Origin of the sequence: Paraburkholderia sp. ZP32-5, from assembly GCF_021390495.1 — a bacterium.
Classification (GTDB): Bacteria; Pseudomonadota; Gammaproteobacteria; order Burkholderiales; family Burkholderiaceae; genus Paraburkholderia.
Window position 1 is genome coordinate 1,832,139 of sequence record NZ_JAJEJP010000002.1, and the last position, 20,676, is coordinate 1,852,814.

A 20,676-nucleotide genomic window follows, 5' to 3' on the forward strand; every position below is an offset into this window, starting at 1 on the left:
ATGGCATAAGCATCCATCCGCCGATCCCCGACACGCGCCGGCCATCCTTTTGATTGACGAATCAACACCAACCCGCCTGCCCCACTAATCCGTCGACGGCCACGGCAACCCGCGCGCCGACCAGTCCAGCTCGACTCCGATCACACAGCGCCCCTGCGCCAACTGCTCAGCCATCGTCACCGCGATACAAGGCCGCCCGCTCGCGAGCGACAGATAGGGACTGCTGGTCACCGCCTCGCCAGGCAACAGCACCGCGTTACGGAAATACGGCCGATGGTCCCAGCGTGCATCGCGCGGATTCGCGACCGGCTGCAACGACGCGGCATCCTCGCTCCACGCCGGCCCCGGTAGCTCGTCGCCGATCTGCCGGCCCGTTTCGTCGAGCATAAAGCAGCTAATGCAGCGCTCGAAGCCCGCCAGCGTCGTGAAGGCGTCGGCCATCGCGGCGCCCGCGCGCAACGCCTCGGCGGCGCGGCGCAGTTCGAGCCGATACGGCTCGACTTCCGATTCGAACAACGCATGCTGATGCGCGCGGCCCTGCGCGATCACATCGAACGCGTCGTCGATCTGCCGATGCACGGACTCCGGCGACGCAAGCACGCTTGCCGGCCGGCCGAGCAGATAGCCTTGCGCGAAATCGACATTCGACTCGACCGCGAGAATCAGTTCCTCGGCGGTCTCGACGCCTTCGACGACCACCAGCATGCCGGCCTGATGCAGCAGCGACACGAGCTTCGGCAGGATCGGCTGCTCGGTGCGGTGCGTGGTCGCGCGAATCAGTTCGCCGTCGAGCTTGACGAGGTCCGGACGAATGCGCAGCAGCCGGTCGAGATTCGATTGGCCCGCGCCGAAATCGTCGACGGCGATCAGAAAGCCGTGCTGCCGGTACAGCGCCGCCGCGCGCGACATATCGTCGACGCTGCCGCCGTGCGATTCGAGAATCTCGAGAATCACACGCTCAGGCTCAAGCCCCGCCGCGCGCACGATTTTCGACAACTGATCGGCGTAACCATCGGCGATGAACGTGGCCGGCAGAATGTTGAGGAACAGCCACGCGTCGCCCGGCAGCGCGCGCCGCGCATTGCCGAGGTGCACCGCGTGACTCGCGCGATCGAGCGCGCCTTCGTCGCTCGCCGGTTTCGGCGCGAACATCACCACCGGCGGCACCAGCGTGCCGTCGTCGCGCTCGCCGCGCAGCAGCGCCTCGAAGCCGACCTGCTTCTGATGCGACAGACTGTAGAGCGGCTGGAAGTGCGAAATCAGCGAGAAGTTGTCCCAGCGATAGCGCGCCGCATCCGTGCTCAGCTCCGTGCCGGCTTGCGCGTCTGCGTTGCGTTGCGCGAATACCGCGTCGAACGGCAGCGCGCGCTCCGCGCAAACGCGATTGCGGCCGGTGTGCTTCGCGCGCAACAAGGCTTCGTCCGCGCGATCGAGCAGCACCATGAAGCTCTCGCCGCGCCGGTATTCGGCCACGCCGAAGCTCGCGGTCAGATGACCGTCCGGCCGCTCGATCGCGGCAATCGCGACGCGCAGCCGCTCGGCAAGCTGCAGCGCGCCGCCGAGATCGCCATCAAGCAGCACCGCGAACTCCTCGCCGCCGATACGGCTCACGCTATGCCGCTGCGCGACCTCCTCTCTCAATGCCTGCGCGACCTGGAACAGCACGTGGTCGCCCGCCGCATGGCCGAAGCGGTCGTTCAGCGACTTGAAGCTGTCGATATCGAGAAAGATCGCGCTGATGCGCGCATTCGGCGGCAACTCATCGAGTCGTAGCTCCGCGCGCTTGACGAACGCGCGGCGATTCTGCAGGCCGGTCAGCGGATCGGTCGCGGCGAGCTGCGCGAGCTGGCTTTCGAGCAGAAAGTGATTGCGCCGGAAATGGTAGAAGCCGAAATGAAACACCGCCGAGCTGGGCGCGCCGATCGCGATCACCCACGTCCACGCGGCCGCGTTGACGTCGTGCGTATGCGCGTGGCCGAGCAGCAGCGCGACGGCCGCCGCGTAGAACAGCACGCTGCCGGTCAGGAAATGCGCGGGCGTGAGCCACAGCGGCGCCGCGCAAATCGGTATCACGACGAGGCCGGGCAGCAGCCACAGCAACGGCTGCGCGACGCCGGCCGCATTCAGCACCATGCCGCCGGTCAGTACCTGCATATACACGACGCCGATCGCGCCGAAGCGCCATATCGACGTCGTGCCGGGAATCGCCAGCACCAGCAGCGCGAGCACCAGCGCGCACAGCAGCCGGTAGCCGAGCGGCGCCGCCGGGCCGTCGACCAGCTCGCGCGCCGCCACCATGCACAGGAACGCGGCCACCGTGAAGGCCATCGTCATGATGGAAAGCGGCCGCTGGTGTTCGAGCGAGCGCTGATGAAAGCGCTCGCTCAAGCCGGGCTCAAGCAGGTGCTGCGTCGGGATAGCAGACATAGAGGGCTTATCGGGCTGGGGTTCCGGAGACTTCGCCAATGGTTATCGGCAAACGTCAGACAAACATTTATGGCTAACGTTAAACCAACGTTCAATTTCCTGACGGGAAGCGGACCGGAAGTGCGATGGAATGACGGCGGCGCGTGCTTATCCCACTATCCAGCCGTTCCGCGGCGATTCGGGCGGCGCGCGCATCGGCGCTCAGGCGGCCACCACCCGATTGCGCCCGGCCGCCTTGGCCGCATACAGCGCGCGGTCGGCGCGCGCCATCAGTTGTTCGAGCGATTCGCCGCGCCGCCACTGGTCCACGCCCACGCTGAACGTATAGCGCAGCCCGCGCGGCAGTTCGCCCGGCGTGCTGGTCGCGAGCCGCGTGCGCAGCCGATCGAGCAGCACCACCGCCTCGGCGGCATTGGTCACCGGACACAGCACGCCGAACTCCTCGCCGCCGAGCCGCCCGAACACGTCCGAGGCCCGCACCTCGCGCGCGACGAAGGCCGCGAAGTGCGCGAGCACCTGGTCGCCTGCCGCATGACCGTAGGTGTCGTTGACCGACTTGAACGAATCGATATCGACGATCGCAATCGCCACCGGCAGGCCGCTGCGCAACGATACGTTCAGCAGCGCGGCGCCGCTTTCGAGGAACGCGCGCCGTGACAACGCGCCGGTCATATCGTCGACGTTGGCGAGACGCTCGAACCGCTCGGCGAGGCGATCGTGCGCCAGCATCACGACGCCGATCGCGAGAAACGGCGGCGCGAGAATGCCGAGCGCAAGGAACGCGACATTGATCGGCGACACCTGCAGCAGGCTGGTCTGCATCAGACTGCCGAAGCTGTACATGATGCCGCGTGTGCTGTGCCCGATGCACAACAGCACCGCCGCGGCGGCGAGGAAGTAATAGTTGTAGCGCGGCCGGTGAGCCGGGCGTCCGCGCAGCATCAGCACGGCGAGCGCCGCGTAGAGGATCGCGTGATACGCGGATACCAGCGTGACCCGCGCGTTGAAGTCCGGCTCGATGAAGGTCCAGTAGCTGATGCCGAGCAGCACGAGAACGAGCCCCGCGTAGCCGGCCCACGGCCGCTCGCGGCGTCCGAGAAAGCGCAGGCAACCTTCGAGCACGAGCAGCAGCGCGAGCGCCAGCAACACATTGGCCGCGACGAAAGACAACCAGCGCGGCGCATGTCCCTGCAATGAGAAAGCGAGCAACGCGACGATCCCCACCGCATTGGCCGTAATCCAGTAGCCGACTCCCGGGATCGCCACGCGCCATAACGACCCGAGCACGGCCATCGCCATCGCGCCCGACAGAACCGTGACCAGCAGAATAGTGATTGGATTGAGCATTGGTATAGGTTGGACGACCGCGCGAGTGTGTGCCCCGCGAAACATTATCCGATGATGACGGAAAAAACTTCCACCCCTGATCGCCTGATGACGCTATTAACGCTTCGCACCATTCGGAAAGCATTCTGTAATAGACGCTTGCGCGCAAACCCAGTCGTGATGGGGTGTTACGACACAAGCGTTGCATTTGAGATGAAACCTAATGCATAAAGCACCGCCGAATTGTCCGTAAATATCGCGATGGCTGCTGAAACCTTTTTGCGTTATGCGGCGCGGAAAAACGTTTCAATCCGATGGAGTCAGCAAAATTTACGTATCCGGCAGCCGTTCAAATCGACGCCCTCAAGCGTATAAGCTGATCAATGGCAGGTGGCTAAAAATCGGTGTCTTAAGTAGACTCCTTCGAATGCGGCCGAAACACTAGACAATTGGGCGGAAGCGACGTAGCACGTCGCCCGTCGTACGCCGAAAAACTTCTCGAACTTGCCTGACCTCTGCTTCACGAATCAGGCGGAGGCCACCCCGGAAACCATGGTCCCAATTCTCGACTATCTGCTGGAACGCCAAATCTCGCCGCAGTGGCGCGGCATGCTGAGCGCACTGGCTAACGAGTTCGAAGCGCAGATCGGACGCGACGAACTGCGTCTGCTGATGCATCGTGTCGGCAGCCGCTTCGCGGCCGCGCATCCGCTGCCGGCTTGCGGCTCGACCGCCGAACTCGCGCAGGCATTGAATCTTTACTGGCGCGGCATGGATTGGGGTTACGTCGAACTGGCCGACGAGGCGGAATCGCTGCGCATCATCCACTACTGCGCGCCGCTGCCGGCGTTCGGAGAATCGGCGCTCGCGTGGACGCCGGCCTTTCTCGAAGGCGTCTATCAGACGTGGCTCAGCGCGTTGGGCGCGCAGGGCTTGTCGGTCGCGCAGACGAGCGGCTTCGGTGCGGACAGTGCGCTCGAATTCCGGCTCGGCCGCCATCCCGCCTGAACGTGCGTCGGCGCGCATGCAAACTCGCATGCGCGACACAGTGGTGAAATAGTGTTTTAGGGAGTGCGCGACACAAACGCAGTGATCGCGCGGCAATCGAAAAGCAGTTCCACAAAAATTGTGGCCGCGAGAGGTCGGGTTCGGGGCAACGCAAGACAGGCACTAGACGACGGCATCATGAGTTCATCGAGCGACATCGAAAAACTGTTCGAACAGTTTGGCGGCGACGCCAATGCGTACCAGGAGATCGGCCGCGAAAACGATGCGCGCACCGCGCGCACCCGTTGGCCGCTGCTCGTGACGCTGGATCTGGCACAGCCGGCGATTCCGGAAATCGGCCAGGTGCGTGAGGCGAAGCCGCAGTCGGCCGTGAGCGCGGCGCCGGTGGCCGCTCCGGATCCCGACAACACGCCGAAGGACGTCGCCGCGGTCACACGCGCGAAAGCGCCGCTGTTCACGCGCTCGCATCGACGCGACATTCCTCCGGCGGTCGTGGCACCCGAGAAGCCCGCGATGCCGAGCGGCGCATCATGGCGCTTCGGTGCGGCCGATCAGGCGGATCAGGATGGCGCGCAGGCAGCGTCGGGCGTGGCACCGACGCTGCCTGCGCAACGCGCGGATGCGGCAGAGGCCATGAGCGGTGCTCAGGCTGCGCCGACGGCCTCTTCCGCTTCCGCCGCGGCTACGGCTCCAGCTTCGACGTCGGCTGGCATTGCAGCTGTTGCACCGGCCGCGGCCTTCACTGCCGCTCCAGCAGCGTCACCGATTCCGCCGGCAATGCCTCCAACGCCGTTTGCTCCGATTCCTCCCGTTGCCGGACCAGCGCAGCAGCAGGTTCCACCAGCCGCCGCGCCCGCATGGTTCGCATCGAGCGCCGCGCCTGCCGCACCTATCCCGCTCGCCAATCCATCGTCGGCATTCCACTTCCGCGCGCCGCCCGCGCAACCGGCCGCATCCGCCGCGCCGGATTGGGCACGCGCAAGCACGCCGATGCGCCTCGCCACGAACAGCATGCCCATCGCACCCGGCGCACCCGCGACCTCGACGCAGTTCGCACCACCGCTACCGGCGGCGCAACCGCAACAACCGCAACAACCACCATCGATCCTCGGCAAGCTGTTTGCGCCGACCTCGTCCGCGTCGCAGCCGTCAGCCGGATCGACGCGTGAATCGGCGCCGCTGCAATCGGTCTTCGACCGTTTGCGCGCCACGCCCGCCCGCGGCGCCGCCGCATCGGCCGGCACCTCCGGCAGCAGCGTGCCGGGCACCTCCAACGGCTGGCTCACCAACGGTCCGCGCCGCTCATGAAAGTTATTGCCGTGGTGTCCGCCAAGGGCGGGGTCGGTAAGACCACCCTCGCCGCCAATCTTGCTTCCGTGCTCGCCAGCAGCGGCCGGCGCGTGATCGCGCTCGACCTCGATCCGCAGAACGCGCTGCGCCTGCACTTCGGCGTGCCGCTCGACAGCATCGACGGGCTGTCGCGCGCGACACTGTCCGGCGACCCATGGCAATCGGTAATGTTCGACGGTATCGACGGCGTGACGGTGCTGCCGTACGGCGCCGTGCTCGAAGACGATCGCCGCCGCTTCGAGGCCTATGTCGACCAGCATCCCCAATGGCTCGCGCACGCGCTGCACAACCTGCGTCTCGATGCCAACGACATCGTGATCGTCGACACGCCGCCGGGTTCGTCGACCTACGTGCGCACCGCGCTCACCGCCGCGAACTTCGTCGTGAACATCGTGCTCGCCGACGCCGCGTCGTACGCGGCGATCCCGCAGATGGAGCGGCTGATCGAAGCCTACGCGGCGCCGCGTCCGGACTTCGGCGGAGTCGGCTACGTGATCAACCAGATCGACCAGTCGCGCCAGTTGACCAAGGACGTGCTGAAGGTGCTGCGCCAGATGCTCGGCGCGAGAGTCTTTCCCGGTGTGATCCATCAGGACGAAGGCGTCGGCGAAGCGCTCGCCTGCGACACCACGCTGATTCACTATGACCCGCTGAGCCAGGCCGCCGCGGACTTCCGCTCGTGCGGCGCATGGCTGATGGCAGCGATCGATGCGATCGCCGCGCCAAGGAGCGTCGCATGAGCACCCAGGCCTCGCCGCACGATCCGGAAGGCGGCGAGCCGTCGCGCCTCTCGCGCTTCATCGACGCGCGTTTCTGGAACAGCCGCATCGTCACCGGCGTCGTCACGCTGCTGGCGGTGTACATGCTGTACTTCGTGTTTACGGTGCCGCTCGGTTTCACCCAGCAGCTGACGTTCGCGACGCTGTGCTTCCTGCTCGCGCTCTGGTTTCGCCGCATGCCGGGCCGTTACGCGACGATGGTGATGATCATGCTGTCGATCGTCGCGTCGGGCCGCTATATGTTCTGGCGGCTCACCGAGACGACCTACTGGGAACATCCGCTCGATGCCGCCTGGGGTCTGCTGCTGGTATCCGCCGAGGTCTATTCGACACTCGTGCTGCTGCTCGGCTACTTCCAGACCGCGTGGCCGCTGAAGCGCAAGCCGCTGCCGCTGCCGGCGAACCGCGACACGTGGCCCACCGTCGACGTCTTCATCCCGACTTACAACGAGCCGCTGACGGTCGTGAAGCCGACCATCTACGCGGCGCTCGCGCTCGACTATCCGGCCGAGAAGCTGTCGATCCACGTACTCGACGACGGCCGCCGCCCGGAGTTCAAGGCGTTCTGCGAAGAAGTCGGCGTCAACTGGACGATCCGCACGCACAACCGCCACGCGAAGGCCGGCAACATCAACGAGGCGCTGAAGATCACCAGCGGCGAGTACATCGCGATCTTCGACTGCGATCACATTCCGACCCGCTCGTTCCTGCAGATCGGCCTCGGCTGGTTCCTGCGCGACAAGCTGCTGTCGATGCTGCAAACGCCCCATCACTTCTTCAACGCCGACCCGTTCGAGCGCAATCTCGGCACCTTCCGCAAGGTGCCGAACGAAGGCGAGCTGTTCTACGGCCTCGTGCAGGACGGCAACGATCTGTGGAACGCCACCTTCTTCTGCGGCTCGTGCGCGCTGCTGCGCCGGAGCATGGTCGAGGAGATCGGCGGCATCGCGGTCGAGACCGTCACCGAAGACGCGCACACCGCGCTGAAGCTGCACCGCCTCGGCTACACCACCGCGTATCTGGCGATTCCGCAGGCCGCCGGGCTCGCGACCGAAAGTCTGTCCGGCCACATCGGCCAGCGCATCCGCTGGGCGCGCGGCATGACGCAGATTTTCCGTATCGACAATCCGCTCACCGGCAAGGGGCTGAAGATCGGTCAGCGGCTGTGCTATCTGAACGCGATGATGCACTTCTTCTACGGGGTGCCGCGTCTGGTATTCCTGACCGCGCCGCTGTCGTATCTGTTCTTCGGCGCGCACGTGATCGAGGCGGCCGCCAGCACGATCGCGATCTACGCGCTGCCGCACATGATGCACGCGAGCGTCACGAACTCGCGGATGCAGCGGCGCTTTCGCCATTCGTTCTGGGCCGAGGTCTACGAATCGGTGCTGGCTTCGTACATCACCGCGCCGACGCTGCTCGCGCTGATCAACCCGAAGCTCGGCAAATTCAACGTGACGGCCAAGGGCGGCCAGATCGAAAAGAACTACTTCGACTGGGCGATCTCGCGGCCCTATCTGTTTCTGCTGCTGCTGAACCTGCTGGGCTTCATCGCGGGCCTCGTGCATATCTATCTGAACTGGCACATTCGCAGCATCGTCGAGACCACGGTGCTGAACCTCGCATGGACCGGCTACAACATGCTGATCCTCGGCGCGAGCGTGGCCGCCGCGAGCGAGCGCCGGCAAATCCGCGCGGTGCACCGCGTCGCGATGAAGATGCCGGTGATGCTGAAGTTCTCGACCGGCCGCACGCTCGCATGCGAGACGATCGATTACTCGGAAGGCGGCGTCGGTGTCGCGCTGCCTGCCCGCATCGAAGTGCCGATGCACGAGCGCGTGTCGGTGTCGCTGTTTCGCGGCGACGAGGAGTACGCGTTTCCCGCCACCGTCAGCTTTAGCGAGCCGGGCCGCGTAGGCCTGCGCTTCGCGTCGATGTCGCGCGAGCAGGAGTACGAGTTCGTCAAGACCACCTTCGCCCGCGCGGACGCGTGGACCGGCTGGGCCGAGGGTCGCGAGCAGGACACGCCGCTGCGCGGCCTGTCGCACGTGCTGAGCGTGGGTGCGCGCGGCATCGCGGGTCTGTTCGAGCATCTTTACGACGACTTGCGCAGTTCCGTCAAAGGCCGTCCGGCGGACGTCAAGAAGCTAAAAACCAAAGACTGATCTAAGGGTTACAGAGGATGGTGAAGGCCAATATCGAACGTCCGGTTCACGGACGCGGCAGGACCGGATCACCTTCGCAATCGCTCGCCCACCGCGGCTCGCGGCGCGTGATGCGCGGCCTCGCGTGCTGGCTCGCGTTGCAGACCGCGCTGGCGGCGCCGCTCGCGTCGTTCATGCCGCTCGCCGAAGCCGCGCCAGCCGCGGCGACAGCGGCAAGCCCAGCGAAAACCGCCGATGGCGCGGCACCGGCGCAGACCACGCAGGTCGCGACCGGCGTCGGCAACGTGCCCGCGCCGAGCCCCGCGGTGCCGTACGATCCGAACGCGATTGCGCAAGGCGCGCTCGCGACGCCGTCGCCCGCCCTCGCCGCGTCGTCGGTCAAGGCGCTCGGCTTGCGCACGCCGACCACCGCCGAGCCGGGCACGCTGGTGCCGGGCGGACGCCGCCAGACGCTGACCTTCGCCGACTACGGCGCGCTCGATCCGCTGCAGCTGCGCGGCGTCGACGGCCAGAACGGCATCGCGTTCTCGGTGCGCGCCGACGAGGTCGTGACCGGCGCGACGCTGCATCTGATCTACAGCTATTCGCCCGCGCTGCTCGCCAACCTGTCGCAACTGAAGCTGCTGGTGAACGGCGAAGTCGCGGCGACGCTGCCGCTGCCGCACGAACAGGCCGGCATGCTGGTCGCGCGCGACATCTCGATCGATCCGCGCTTCATCACGGACTTCAACCATCTGAACGTGCAGTTGATCGGCCACTACACGGTGCGCTGCGAAGACCCGTCGAACTCATCGCTGTGGGCAACGATCAGCAATGCGAGTTCGCTCGACCTGACCTTTGCCTCGCTCGGCGCCAAACCGGATCTGGCCGCGCTGCCGCAACCGTTCTTCGATCGCCGCGACGTGCGCCGTCTCGAACTGCCGTTCGTGTTCGCGCAGAAGCCCGGCAGCGGCACGCTGGAGTCAGCCGGCATCGTCGCGTCGTGGTTCGGCTCGCTGGCCGGCTATCGCGGCGCGCTGTTTCCGGCGCAGCTCGACCATCCGCCGCTGTCGGGCAATGCGGTCGTGTTCGCGACCAGCGACGAGCACCCGTCCGGCGTGACGATTCCTGAGATCACCGGGCCGACCATCGCGGTGGTCGACCGCGAAGCGCCCGCGCGTGGCAAGCTGCTGCTCGTGCTCGGACGCACCGAGGCCGAGCTGAAGACCGCCGCGCGATCGCTCGGCATCGGCCATAGCACACTGTCCGGCACCAGCGCGACGATCACCTCGCTGAACGAGCTGACGCCGCGCGCGCCGTACGACGCACCGAACTGGCTGCCGACCAACCGCGCGGTGCGCTTCGGCGAGCTGGCCGATCCGAAGGATCTGACCGTGTTCGGCTACGACGCCGACGCGGTGCGTATCAACATGCGCGTGCCGCCGGATCTGTTCATGTTCCACACGCGCGGCGCGCCGATCGATCTGCGCTACCGCTACACGGTGCGGCCGATCCGCGATCGCTCGTCGCTAAACGTCAGCGTGAACAGCGGCTTCGTGCAGGCGCTGCCGATTCCGTCGCGCACCGCGTCGGTGTTCGATCTGAGCCGCTACTTCAATCTCGTGATGCCCGACGGCACCGCCGACGCGCGCCGCAACATCCGCATTCCGCCGCTGTTGCTGACGCCGCGCACGCAGTTGCGCCTGCACTTCTATTACGACATCCCGAACACCGGCGAATGCACGAGCCGGCTGCTGCAGAACGTGGTCGGCGCGATCGATCCGAACTCGACGATCGATCTGTCGTCGTTCCCGCATTACATGGCGCTGCCCGATCTGGCCGCATTCGCGAACAGCGGCTTCCCGTTCACGCGGATGGCCGATCTGTCCGAGACCGCGGTGGTGCTGCCGAACGACGCCGATTCGAGCGACTACAGCCTGTATCTGCTGACGATGGGCCGAATGGGCGAATCGACCGGCTATCCGGTCACGGGCGTGACAGTCGTCGATGCCGCCGACGTCGACAAATACGCGGACAAGGACCTGCTGATCTTCGGCGCGCCCGGCAAGCAGCCGCTGTTGGAGCGCTTTGCAAAGTCGATGCCGTTCTCGAGCGACGGCGCCGCGCACACGTTCCAGCTATCCGACATCGTGTTCAAGCTGCAGGACTGGTGGCATGGCGAACGCGGTGTTGAGCGCGCACCCGCGCGCGCCGATCTGACGATGGTCAGCTCGAACGGCGCCGCGCTGCTGACCGGTTTCGAATCGCCGCTACAAAAAGGCCGCAGCGCGGTCGCGCTGGTCAGCGCGGCCGGCCAGTCGGACGCCGATCTGTCCGCTGCCCTGCTCGATGCCGACGTGCTGCCGAAAATTCAAGGCGCGATGGCCGTGATCCACGGCCGCGACGTGACCATCACGTCGAACGGCAGCGCGTACTACGTCGGCCATCTGTCGCCGCAGGAATACCTGCGCTGGGCGTTGTCGTCACATCCGCTGCTGTTGCTGTTCGGCGGCGTGCTCGCCGCGCTGATCATCGCGGGCCTGTTTTACCGGACGCTGCGGGCGGTCGCCGCGCGTCGCCTGAAGGATTGATATGCCTCGTATGCGGTTTTGGATCGACCGGAACACCTGTATTGCACTGGCGCTCGGCGTCGCCGCATCGGCCGGTGCCGTGACCGGTGCGCACGCAGCGCAGACGAGCGCCGCGGCCGGCGCGTGCGGCGACTGGAGCGCTTATCGCAGCTTCATCGAGCGCTTCATGCAGGCCGACGGCCGCGTGATCGACTACTCGACGGCGGTCCAGCAGACCACCTCGGAAGGCCAGTCGTACGCGCTCTTTTTCGCGCTGGTCGCCAACGACCGCGCGACCTTCGACAAGCTGCTCGCGTGGACCCGCGCGAATCTCGCGGGCAACCAGTTCGATCCGCAGAACGCGCGGCTGCCGGCATGGCAATGGGGCAAGAAACCGGATGGCTCGTTCGGCGTACTCGATCCGAATTCCGCGTCGGACTCCGACCTGTGGATCGCCTACGATCTGCTGCAAGCCGGCCGGCTGTGGAGCAATCCCGGCTATACGCAGCTCGGCCAGGCGCTCGCCGCGCGTATCGCGCACGAGGAAGTCGCGAGCCTGCCCGGTCTCGGGCCGATGCTGCTGCCCGGCCCGCAGGGCTTTAGCACCGGCAACCTGACGCGTCTGAATCCGAGCTATCTGCCGCTGCCGGTGCTGCGCGGGCTCGCGCACGATGCGCCGGACGGCCCGTGGACCAAGCTCGCCGACAACGCGCACCGGTTCGTGCGCACGGTATCGCCGCAAGGCTTCGCGCCTGACTGGGCGGCGTGGCAGAACGGTCAGTTCGTCGTCGATCCGAAAAACGGCGACGTCGGCAGCTACGATGCGATCCGCGTGTATCTGTGGGCCGGCCTTACCTCGCCCGCCGATCCGCTCGCCAAGTCGTGGCTCGCCGCGCTCGGCGGCATGCGCGCGAAAGTCGCGCAAAACGGCTTCCCGCCCGAGAAGGTATCGTCGACTACCGGCACCGCGACTGGCGAAGGCCCGCTCAGCTATTGGGGCGCGCTCGCGCCGTACTTCAAGGCGCTCGGCGACGAGCACGGGCTCGGCCTCGCGCGCACCCGGCTCGCCGCGCTCGATGCGAACGTGCCGGGTCGCGAACCGGTTTACTACGATCGTGTGCTGGGTCTGTTCGGCACGGGGTTCATCGACGGCCGTTATCGCTTCGATGAAGCCGGCCGTCTCGTGCCCGCCTGGAGGAATGCATGCGATTGAACGCTGTCGCCATGTCGTTGCGCATCGCGTTGTCGGCCGGGGCGATCTGCTACGTAGCCGCGGCCTCGCCGGACGTGCTTGCGCAGGCGCAGACGCCGAAGGATCCGCTGACGGTGCTGATCGATCAAGGCAAGTACTGGCAGTCGCATCAGCGCGGCGACCTCGCCGAGCAGGCGTGGCAGAAGGTTCTGACCATCGATCCGAAGCAGCCCGATGCGCTGTTCGGCATGGGCATGGTGCTGGCCGACCGCAAGGACGGCGCGGGCGCGCAGCAGTATCTGGCGCGCCTGAAGGCGGCTGCGCCGAACTATCCGCGTCTCGACGAACTGGGCCGCCGTCTCGGCGAAACCAGCGTGCGCGACCAGACCATCAACGACGCGCGGCGGCTCGCGCAAAGCGGCCAGAGCGCGAGCGCGGTGCAGCAGTATCAGCGCGCGCTGTCCGGCAAGCCGGCCACGCCCGAGTTGCAGCTCGAGTATTACCAGGCGCTGTCGGCGACACCGCAAGGCTGGGACGAAGCGCGCCGCGGTCTCGAACAGCTCGCGCGCGATAACCCCGACGACCCGCGCTACGCGCTCGCGTATGCGCAGCATCTGACCTACCGCGACGTGACACGGCGCGACGGCATCGCGCGTTTGCAGAAGCTGGCCGGCGACACGTCGGTCGGCGCGGCGGCGAAAAAGAGCTGGCGCCAGGCGCTGCTGTGGCTCGACGCGCGTCCCTCCGACGCGGCGATTTACGAGGCGTATCTGCAAAGCGCCGGCGACGACGCCGCCGTCAAGGCGCGCTATGAATCGATGGTCAAGCAGGACAGCGCGGCGCGCGCCCGCGCGCAGGACAACGCCGCTGCCGATGCGCGCGGCCGCGTGATCGCCGACGGCTTCGCTGCGCTCGACCGCGACGACGTGACGACCGCGCGCGCGAAGTTTTCTTCGGTGCTCGCGAGCAACCCGAACGATATCGACGCGCTCGGCGGCATGGGCATCGCCGCGTTGAAGCAGGAGCACTTTGCCGAAGCGCGCAACTATCTGGAGCGCGCGTCGCGCGGCGGCAATCCGGCGCGCTGGAAAAGCGCGCTCGACAGCGCGACCTACTGGACCTACACGAGCGATGCGATCGGCGCGCGCAGCAACGGCGAGTTCGCGAAAGCGAAGTCGTTGTTCGAACGCGCGATCGCGCTGAATCCGTCGGACGTGACCGCGCAGGTGCTGCTCGGCGAAATGCTGCTGCAGAACCACGACCCGGCCGGCGCCGAACAGGCATACCGGATGGCGCTGCGCCGCCAGGCCGACAACCCTGACGCGATCCGCGGTCTGGTCGGCGCGCTCGCCGCGCAGGGCCGCGGCGACGAAGCGCTGCAATTCGCGAATCAACTGAACGCGGAGCAGCAGGCGAAGGTCGGCGGCATCGACCGTCTGCGCGGCGATGCGCAAGCGGCGCAGGCGCGCGCGGCCGAAGCGCGCGGCGATCTCGGCACCGCGCGCAGCCTGTTCGAGGATGCGCTGCTGAACAAACCCGACGACCCGTGGCTGCGGCTCGACCTCGCGCGCATCTACGTGCGCGAAGGCGCGGTCGCGAACGCGCGCAGCATGATGGACGGTCTGCTCGCGACGCATCCGGACATGACCGACGCGCTGTACGCGAGCGCGTTGTTGTCGGCGGAAACGCAGGACTGGTCGACCGGTCTTGCGCAGCTCGACCGCATTCCGGTCGCGCAGCGCACCGATGCGATGGCGACGCTGCAGCATCGGCTGTGGGTGCATCAGCAGGCCGACCTCGCGACGCGGATGGCGAGAAGCGGCCAGAACCAGCAGGCGCTCGCCACGTTGCGCGCGGCCGAGCCGGTCGCCGGCAACAGCCCCGAACTGATCGGCGTGATCGCCGCCGCGTACCAGCAGGCCGGCGACCCGGCGCGCGCGCTGAGCCTCGTGCGCAGTGCGATGAGCGCGGCGCCCGGCAATACCGATCTGCTTTTGCAGTACGCGGGCATTCTGTCGGCGACCAACCAGCAGGCCGAACTCGGCAGCGTGATGCGCCAGTTGCAGAGCATGCAGCTCACACCTCAGCAGCGCATCGACTTCAACAGCCTGAATATCGGCATCGTCGTCCGCCAGGCCGATCTGGTACGCCAGCGCGGCGATCTCGCGAGCGCGTACGACGTGATCGCGCCGTGGCTCGCCGCGATGCCCGACAACCCCGACCTGCAGGCGGCGCTCGGTCGCCTGTACTCGAGCGCGGGCGACGACCGCAACGCGCTGACGAGCTACCGCGTCGCACTGCAGCGCCGCCCGGACGACCTGAGCCTGCTGCAGGCGGCGATCTCGGCCGCGTCCGGCGCGAAAGATTTCAAATACGCCGAATCGCTCGCGCAGCAGCTATTGAAACTGGCCCCCGACGATCCGGGCGTGCTCGCGACCGTGGGCCGCATGTATCGCGCCGAGGGCAAGCTGTCGCTTGCGTCGACCTATCTGCAACGCTCGCTGGTCGCGGCCAATACGCCGCTCCAGCCGAACGCGCCGCGCAGCGGCGCGCCCAGCAACGTGCCGCGCGGCTGGGAAACCGCGATGAGCCAGATCGGCGCGACGCCGCTGCCGGGCACCAATCCGTTCGAAGGCAAAACGGCGATCGCGACCGCGCTCAGCGCCGATCAAGCCGAGCAATCCGCGCATTCCACGCTGCCGTTTCTGCCGACGTTCCCGCATACGCAGTCCTCTTCGCCGACGCAGACCGTGCCGAACTATCCGCCGCCTACTCCGCCCGCGCCGTATGTCGCGCCTTACACCGCGCCCAACCCGGCACCCTATAACGCACCGGCCGCGCAGCCTTATATGCCGCCGGCGCCGAACGCACCGATAGCGACGCCGTATGGCGCGCCCCGCTCCGACGCCGGCTATGGCGGCTCCGGCGGCTATGGCCAGGAAGCGTACGGTTCGAGCCAGTCCGGTGCGCCGTTGCAGGCTTATCCGGGCCAGGGACAACCGCTGCCTCCGCAGCAGTACAACGCAGGCGCCGGCTATGCGCAGCAGCAGGCACCGTACGCGCCGCAACAGCCGCCCTATGGCGCGCCTGATGGCTACGCGTCGACGCCATGGCCGATGTCGCCGGCCGCGCGCGAAGCGCAGGCCAATGGCGGGATGCAGCCGCTGCCGTATGGATCGCCGCGCTCGACGACGAGGCACACGAGCACGGCCACGAAGAAGAGCACGTCGAAGACGAGCCGTGGCGCGCCGGTCTATGCGCAGCAGCAGGCTCCCTATCCGCAGCAGCCGTATCAGCAACCGTATCCGCAGCAGCAGGGCTACGCGCAACCGTATCAGCCGTATCCGCAACAGCAGCCGTACCAGCCTCAGCCTTATCAGCCGTACCCGAACCAGGGCTACTACGCGCAGCAGCAGCCGTATATTCCGCAGCCGCCGGCCGGTTACGCGCAGCCGTACTATCCGCCGGGCACGCAACCCGGCGCACAGCCCGGCAATACCGGCAACAACGCGCAGACCAACGTCGCGAATGCGCAGACGCTCGGCGTCGCCGAAGAACTCGCGCAGGTCAACCGCGAGCAGTCGAGCACCGTGACGGGCGGGCTCGTGTTCCGCAATCGCGTCGGCGAAGACGGACTGTCGTCCGTCACCGATATCGAGGCACCGATCCAGGGGCGCATCAAGGCGGGCAACGGCCACGTCGTCGTCACGGCGACGCCGGTCACGCTCGATGCCGGCACCGCGGCGAGCAACACGTCCACGCTCGCGCGCTTCGGCTCGGGTCTGTCGACACCGTCGTCGGCCACCGCGGCGGTCGCGGGCAACAACAACTACGGCAGCCAGACCGCGACCGGCGTGGGGCTGTCGGTCGGTTACGAGAACCGCGCGGTCAGCGGCGATGTCGGCGTGACGCCGCTCGGCTTCCGCGAGACGAACATCGTCGGCGGCGCGCAGTACAACGGCGGCATCACCGACAAGGTGACGTACTCGCTCGCGGTCGCGCGGCGCGCGGTGACCGACAGCCTGCTGTCGTACGCGGGCGCGCGCGATGCCGGCGCCGGGCTCGAATGGGGCGGCGTCACGTCGAATGGCGCGCGCGCGGCACTGTCGTGGGACGACGGCACCAGCGGCCTGTACGTGAACGCGTCGTATCAGCACTACATGGGCGACAACGTGCCGAGCAACAACGCGGTCAAGGGCGGCGGCGGCGTCTATACGCGTCTGCTGAAGGACGCCGACCAGACGCTGACGCTCGGCGTGAACACCACGATCATGGGCTACAACCGCAACCTGTCGTACTTCACGTACGGTCAGGGCGGTTACTTCAGCCCGCAACAGTACGTGATCCTGAACCTGCCGATCGAATGGTCCGGCCGCAACGGGCTGTTTACATACGACGTGAAGGGCTCGATCGGCGTGCAGCACTATCGCGAAGATCCGTCGAACTACTTCCCGCTGAACGACAATTCGAACCGGCAGGCGACCGCGGCGGGTATCGCGAACTCGCTGACCGGCGTCGACAGCAACGCGGTTTATCCCGGCCAGAGCAAGACCGGGGTGTCGTATTCGCTTAGCGCGGTCGGTGAATATCAGTTGGCGCCGCAACTTGCGTTCGGTGCGACCGCTTCGCTTGGCAACGCTTACGCATATCGCGAGTGGGTCGCGGCCGTGTATGTACGCTACAGCTTCAGCAAGCAGACCGGCTTGCAGCCGTTCCCGCCGGTGCCGTTGCAATCGCAGTATCTGTCGCTGTCGAACTGAATGTGGGTTGCGGGTAGCGCCGCGCGTTTCGTGTGATGTTTTTCATGCGCAGCGCGCGGCCCGCGTTCGATCGATGCGCGCGGTGTGGTGCTCGCGAGGCTGTGCCGTGCGTTGCTTGCCGCGTGCCGGGGCAATACCCCGAAGCAACGCCGATAGCGCGCTTCTTGCCGCTCCCGAAGCGACCCAACACGGCGATCCAGTAAAAGTTGCGCGCGCAGCCTCCGCTTGCGCGGATCAGCCCTCTTCCATCAGCGTCGACCGATTCGGCAAAACCCGAATCGCGCCCGCGCGCGCCGCAATCGCACGATGTTGTGACCTACAATAATCGCAGCCCAGCAGGTTGCTTGCCGCCGTCTCGCGCCTCGCGGCGCAAACCTATCCCGCCTCGCCGTCCCTGCCCGATCCAGGCGCCTCGCGCCGAACCCGTGAAGCGTCGACAACGAGGACACTTCCATCGATGTGATCTCACATGGAGCGCAGCATGCCCTTTCCGGCACAAGACTACGGCTGCGCCGGCTGGCGCAACGAGATGGCGCAACGCATCAGCGAATTCGACTGGTGCGCCACCGGGCTCGGCGCAATCGAAAACTGGCAACGCAGCCTGACCTCGACAGTCCAGTTGATGCTCGCATCGCCCGTGCCGCTCGTGCTGCTGTGGGACGAGCCCGGCTACATGATCTACAACGACGCCTACGCGGTCTTCGCGGGCGGACGTCATCCGTATCTGCTCGGCCGTCCCGTCGAGGACGGCTGGCCCGAAGTCGCCGATTTCAATCGCCACGTGATGAACACCTGCCTCGCGGGCGGCACGCTGTCGTATCGCGACAAGGAACTGATGCTGCTGCGCGACGGCAAGCCCGAAGACGTATGGATGGACCTCTACTACAGCCCGGTCGCCGGCGACAGCGGCGCGCCGGCCGGCGTGCTCGCGATGGTCGTCGAAACCACCGGGCGCGTGCTGACCGAGCGCCTGCGTCAACGCGCCGAAGCCGAACTGCACGAGACCAACGAACGCCTGCAACTCGCGCTGAACACCGGCGCGGTGCTCGGCACCTGGGTGCTCGACGTGCGCACCGGCAAGGTCAGCGGCGACGAACGTTTCGCGCGCACCTTTTCGTTTCCGCTGGACGAAGCATCGAAAGGCGTACCGCGCGATGCCGCGACGCAGATGATCCACCCGGACGACCAGGCGCTCAACGACCAGCGCACCAACGAGGCGATTCGCAGCGGTGAGCCGTTTCGCGTCGAATACCGGATCCGCCGGCCCGACGGCGACTATCTGTGGGTGCAGGCGAACGGCCGCTGCGAGTTCGACGAAGATGGCGAGCCGACACGTTTTCCCGGCGTGCTGATCGATATTCATGAACGCAAGATCGCCGAACAGTCGCTGGTTCAGCTAACCGAAACGCTCGAACAACGCATCGCCGATTCGATCGCCGCGCGTGCGCTTGCCGAAGAACAGTTGCGCCAGGCGCAGAAGATGGAAGCGATCGGCAGCCTCACCGGCGGCGTCGCGCACGACTTCAACAACGTGCTGCAGGTGATCAACGGCAATCTGCAGATGCTCGCCGCCGATACCGACCACGATCCGGTCACGCGGCGGCGTCTGTCGGCCGCGACCGATGCGGTCAGGCGCGGCGCGAAGCTCGCCGCGCATCTGCTCGCGTTTGCGCGGCGTCAGCCGCTGTCGCCGATCGTGCTGAATCCGCGCCGCCTGCTCACCGGTATGAGCGAGATGCTGCACCGTGCGCTCGGCGAAACGGTGCGCATCGAAACGGTCGTCAGCGACGATCTGTGGAACGTGCAGGTGGACCGCAACCAGCTTGAAAATGCGCTGCTCAATCTCGCGATCAACGGACGCGACGCGATGCGCGCCGACGGCGTGCTGACCGTGCGCGCGACCAACCGCGTGCTCGATGCCGCGTTCTGCCGTGACAAGCCGGAGCTGTCGCCCGGCGAATACGTGCAGTTCTCGGTCGCCGACACCGGCTCGGGCATGCCACCGGACGTGCTGCAGCGCGTATTCGAACCGTTCTTCACGACCAAGCCCGATGGTCACGGCACGGGGCTTGGCCTGTCGATGGTGTTCGGCTTCGCGCGGCAAAGCGGCGGACATGTCGCGATCGAAAGCGAGGTCGGACACGGCACGACCGTGTTGCTGTTCTTTCCGCGCTGCTGCGAGCCGGAAACGCCGGAGACCGTCGACGGTACTGCGGCGTCGATCGGCGGTGGCGGCGAAACGATTCTGGTGGTCGAGGACGACGCCGACGTGCGGCTGACCGCGGTCGAAATGCTCGCGCAACTCGGCTACAAGGTGTTGATCGCATCGAACGGCGACGCGGCGCTCGAATTCATCGACAGCGACGTGCCGATCGATCTGCTGTTCACCGACGTGGTGATGCCCGGCAAGCTGAAGAGCGTCGACCTCGCGCAACGCGCGGCCGCGCGCACGCCGCCGGTGCCGGCCCTGTTCACATCGGGCTATACGCGCGATGAAATCATGCACCACGGCAAGCTCGACGCGGGCATCACGCTGCTGTCGAAACCGTATCGGCGCGACGATCTCGCGAACATGGTGCGCGGCGTGCTGCGCGCGAACGCGCGCCGTGCGGCCGAGGTGGCGGACGTCTGCGATGGGCACATCGCCGCATGTGTGCCGCCGGCCGCGTACGGCGGCGATAGCGCGTCAGACCGCAAGCTCACCAGCGCCGCCGACAGCACGCGCGTGCTGAACGAAGCCGCGCGCGTGTTGTTCGTCGAAGACGATACCGAATCGCGCGAGGCGCTCGCCGAACTGCTCGGCGCGTTGGGCCTCGACTGCACCGCGGTTGCAAGTGCCGAAGCAGCGCTGCCGCTCGCGGCCGCGCAACACTACGACGTGCTGCTCACCGACCTCACGCTGCCGGGTATGTCCGGCGACGCGCTCGCGCGCGAGGTGCGGCGCGTGCAGCCGGACATACGCGTGCTGCTGGTGTCGGGTTACGGACGCAGCGCGCAGATCGGCGAAGCGATTCCGGGCGCGCGGCTGCTCGGCAAGCCGCTCGATATCGAGCAATTGCGGCGGGAGCTTGCGCAATGGCTCGATCGGACTGAAGCGGCGTCGTAAGGAGCGCGGCCCTG

General features: G+C 66.8%; 10 protein-coding genes. 8 read left to right on the forward strand and 2 right to left on the reverse strand.

All coding sequences use genetic code 11. From position 1 onward, the window contains the following. Positions 1–84: 84 nt before the first annotated feature. Together L0U82_RS26885 and L0U82_RS26890 are read right to left on the reverse strand one after the other, a co-directional pair. The gene (locus tag L0U82_RS26885) at positions 85–2,427 is read right to left on the reverse strand and encodes a bifunctional diguanylate cyclase/phosphodiesterase (RefSeq protein ID WP_233835896.1); all 2,343 of its coding nucleotides are present in this window, start codon (positions 2,425–2,427) and stop codon (positions 85–87) included. Between the two features lie 201 nt (positions 2,428–2,628). Next, positions 2,629–3,774, reverse strand: a complete 1,146-nt coding sequence (locus tag L0U82_RS26890) for a GGDEF domain-containing protein (protein ID WP_233835897.1) — start codon at positions 3,772–3,774, stop codon at positions 2,629–2,631. A 531-nt stretch (positions 3,775–4,305) separates the two neighbouring features. Between L0U82_RS26890 and bcsD the strand changes: the two genes are divergently transcribed. From bcsD to L0U82_RS26930, 8 genes are all read left to right on the forward strand, one after another. Then, positions 4,306–4,761 (forward strand): cellulose biosynthesis protein BcsD, encoded by a 456-nt coding sequence (bcsD, locus tag L0U82_RS26895; RefSeq protein WP_233835898.1) that lies wholly within the window; start codon positions 4,306–4,308, stop codon positions 4,759–4,761. Between the two features lie 177 nt (positions 4,762–4,938). After that, positions 4,939–6,069, forward strand: coding sequence for a cellulose biosynthesis protein BcsP (bcsP, locus tag L0U82_RS26900; protein ID WP_233837595.1), 1,131 nt, complete (start codon positions 4,939–4,941; stop codon positions 6,067–6,069). After that, complete coding sequence (gene bcsQ, locus L0U82_RS26905; RefSeq protein ID WP_233835899.1) at positions 6,066–6,851, forward strand: cellulose biosynthesis protein BcsQ; 786 nt, start codon at positions 6,066–6,068, stop codon at positions 6,849–6,851. The genes bcsP and bcsQ overlap by 4 nt, the downstream gene beginning before the upstream one ends. Next, entirely contained in the window at positions 6,848–9,055 is a 2,208-nt protein-coding gene (gene bcsA, locus L0U82_RS26910; RefSeq protein ID WP_233835901.1) for a UDP-forming cellulose synthase catalytic subunit, read from the forward strand. The genes bcsQ and bcsA overlap by 4 nt, the downstream gene beginning before the upstream one ends. Positions 9,056–9,072: 17 nt before the next feature. Continuing rightward, entirely contained in the window at positions 9,073–11,625 is a 2,553-nt protein-coding gene (bcsB, locus tag L0U82_RS26915; RefSeq protein WP_233835903.1) for a cellulose biosynthesis cyclic di-GMP-binding regulatory protein BcsB, read from the forward strand. A gap of 10 nt (positions 11,626–11,635) precedes the next feature. Next, positions 11,636–12,817, forward strand: coding sequence for a cellulose synthase complex periplasmic endoglucanase BcsZ (gene bcsZ / locus L0U82_RS26920; RefSeq protein ID WP_233835905.1), 1,182 nt, complete (start codon positions 11,636–11,638; stop codon positions 12,815–12,817). Continuing rightward, positions 12,808–17,556 carry a cellulose synthase subunit BcsC-related outer membrane protein gene (locus tag L0U82_RS26925; RefSeq protein ID WP_233835907.1) on the forward strand — a complete coding sequence of 1,583 codons (4,749 nt, stop codon included), beginning with the start codon at positions 12,808–12,810 and terminating at the stop codon, positions 17,554–17,556. Before bcsZ ends, L0U82_RS26925 begins: the two co-directional genes overlap by 10 nt. Before the next feature lie 481 nt (positions 17,557–18,037). After that, the gene (locus L0U82_RS26930) at positions 18,038–20,662 is read left to right on the forward strand and encodes a response regulator (protein ID WP_233835909.1); all 2,625 of its coding nucleotides are present in this window, start codon (positions 18,038–18,040) and stop codon (positions 20,660–20,662) included. Positions 20,663–20,676: the final 14 nt, after the last annotated feature.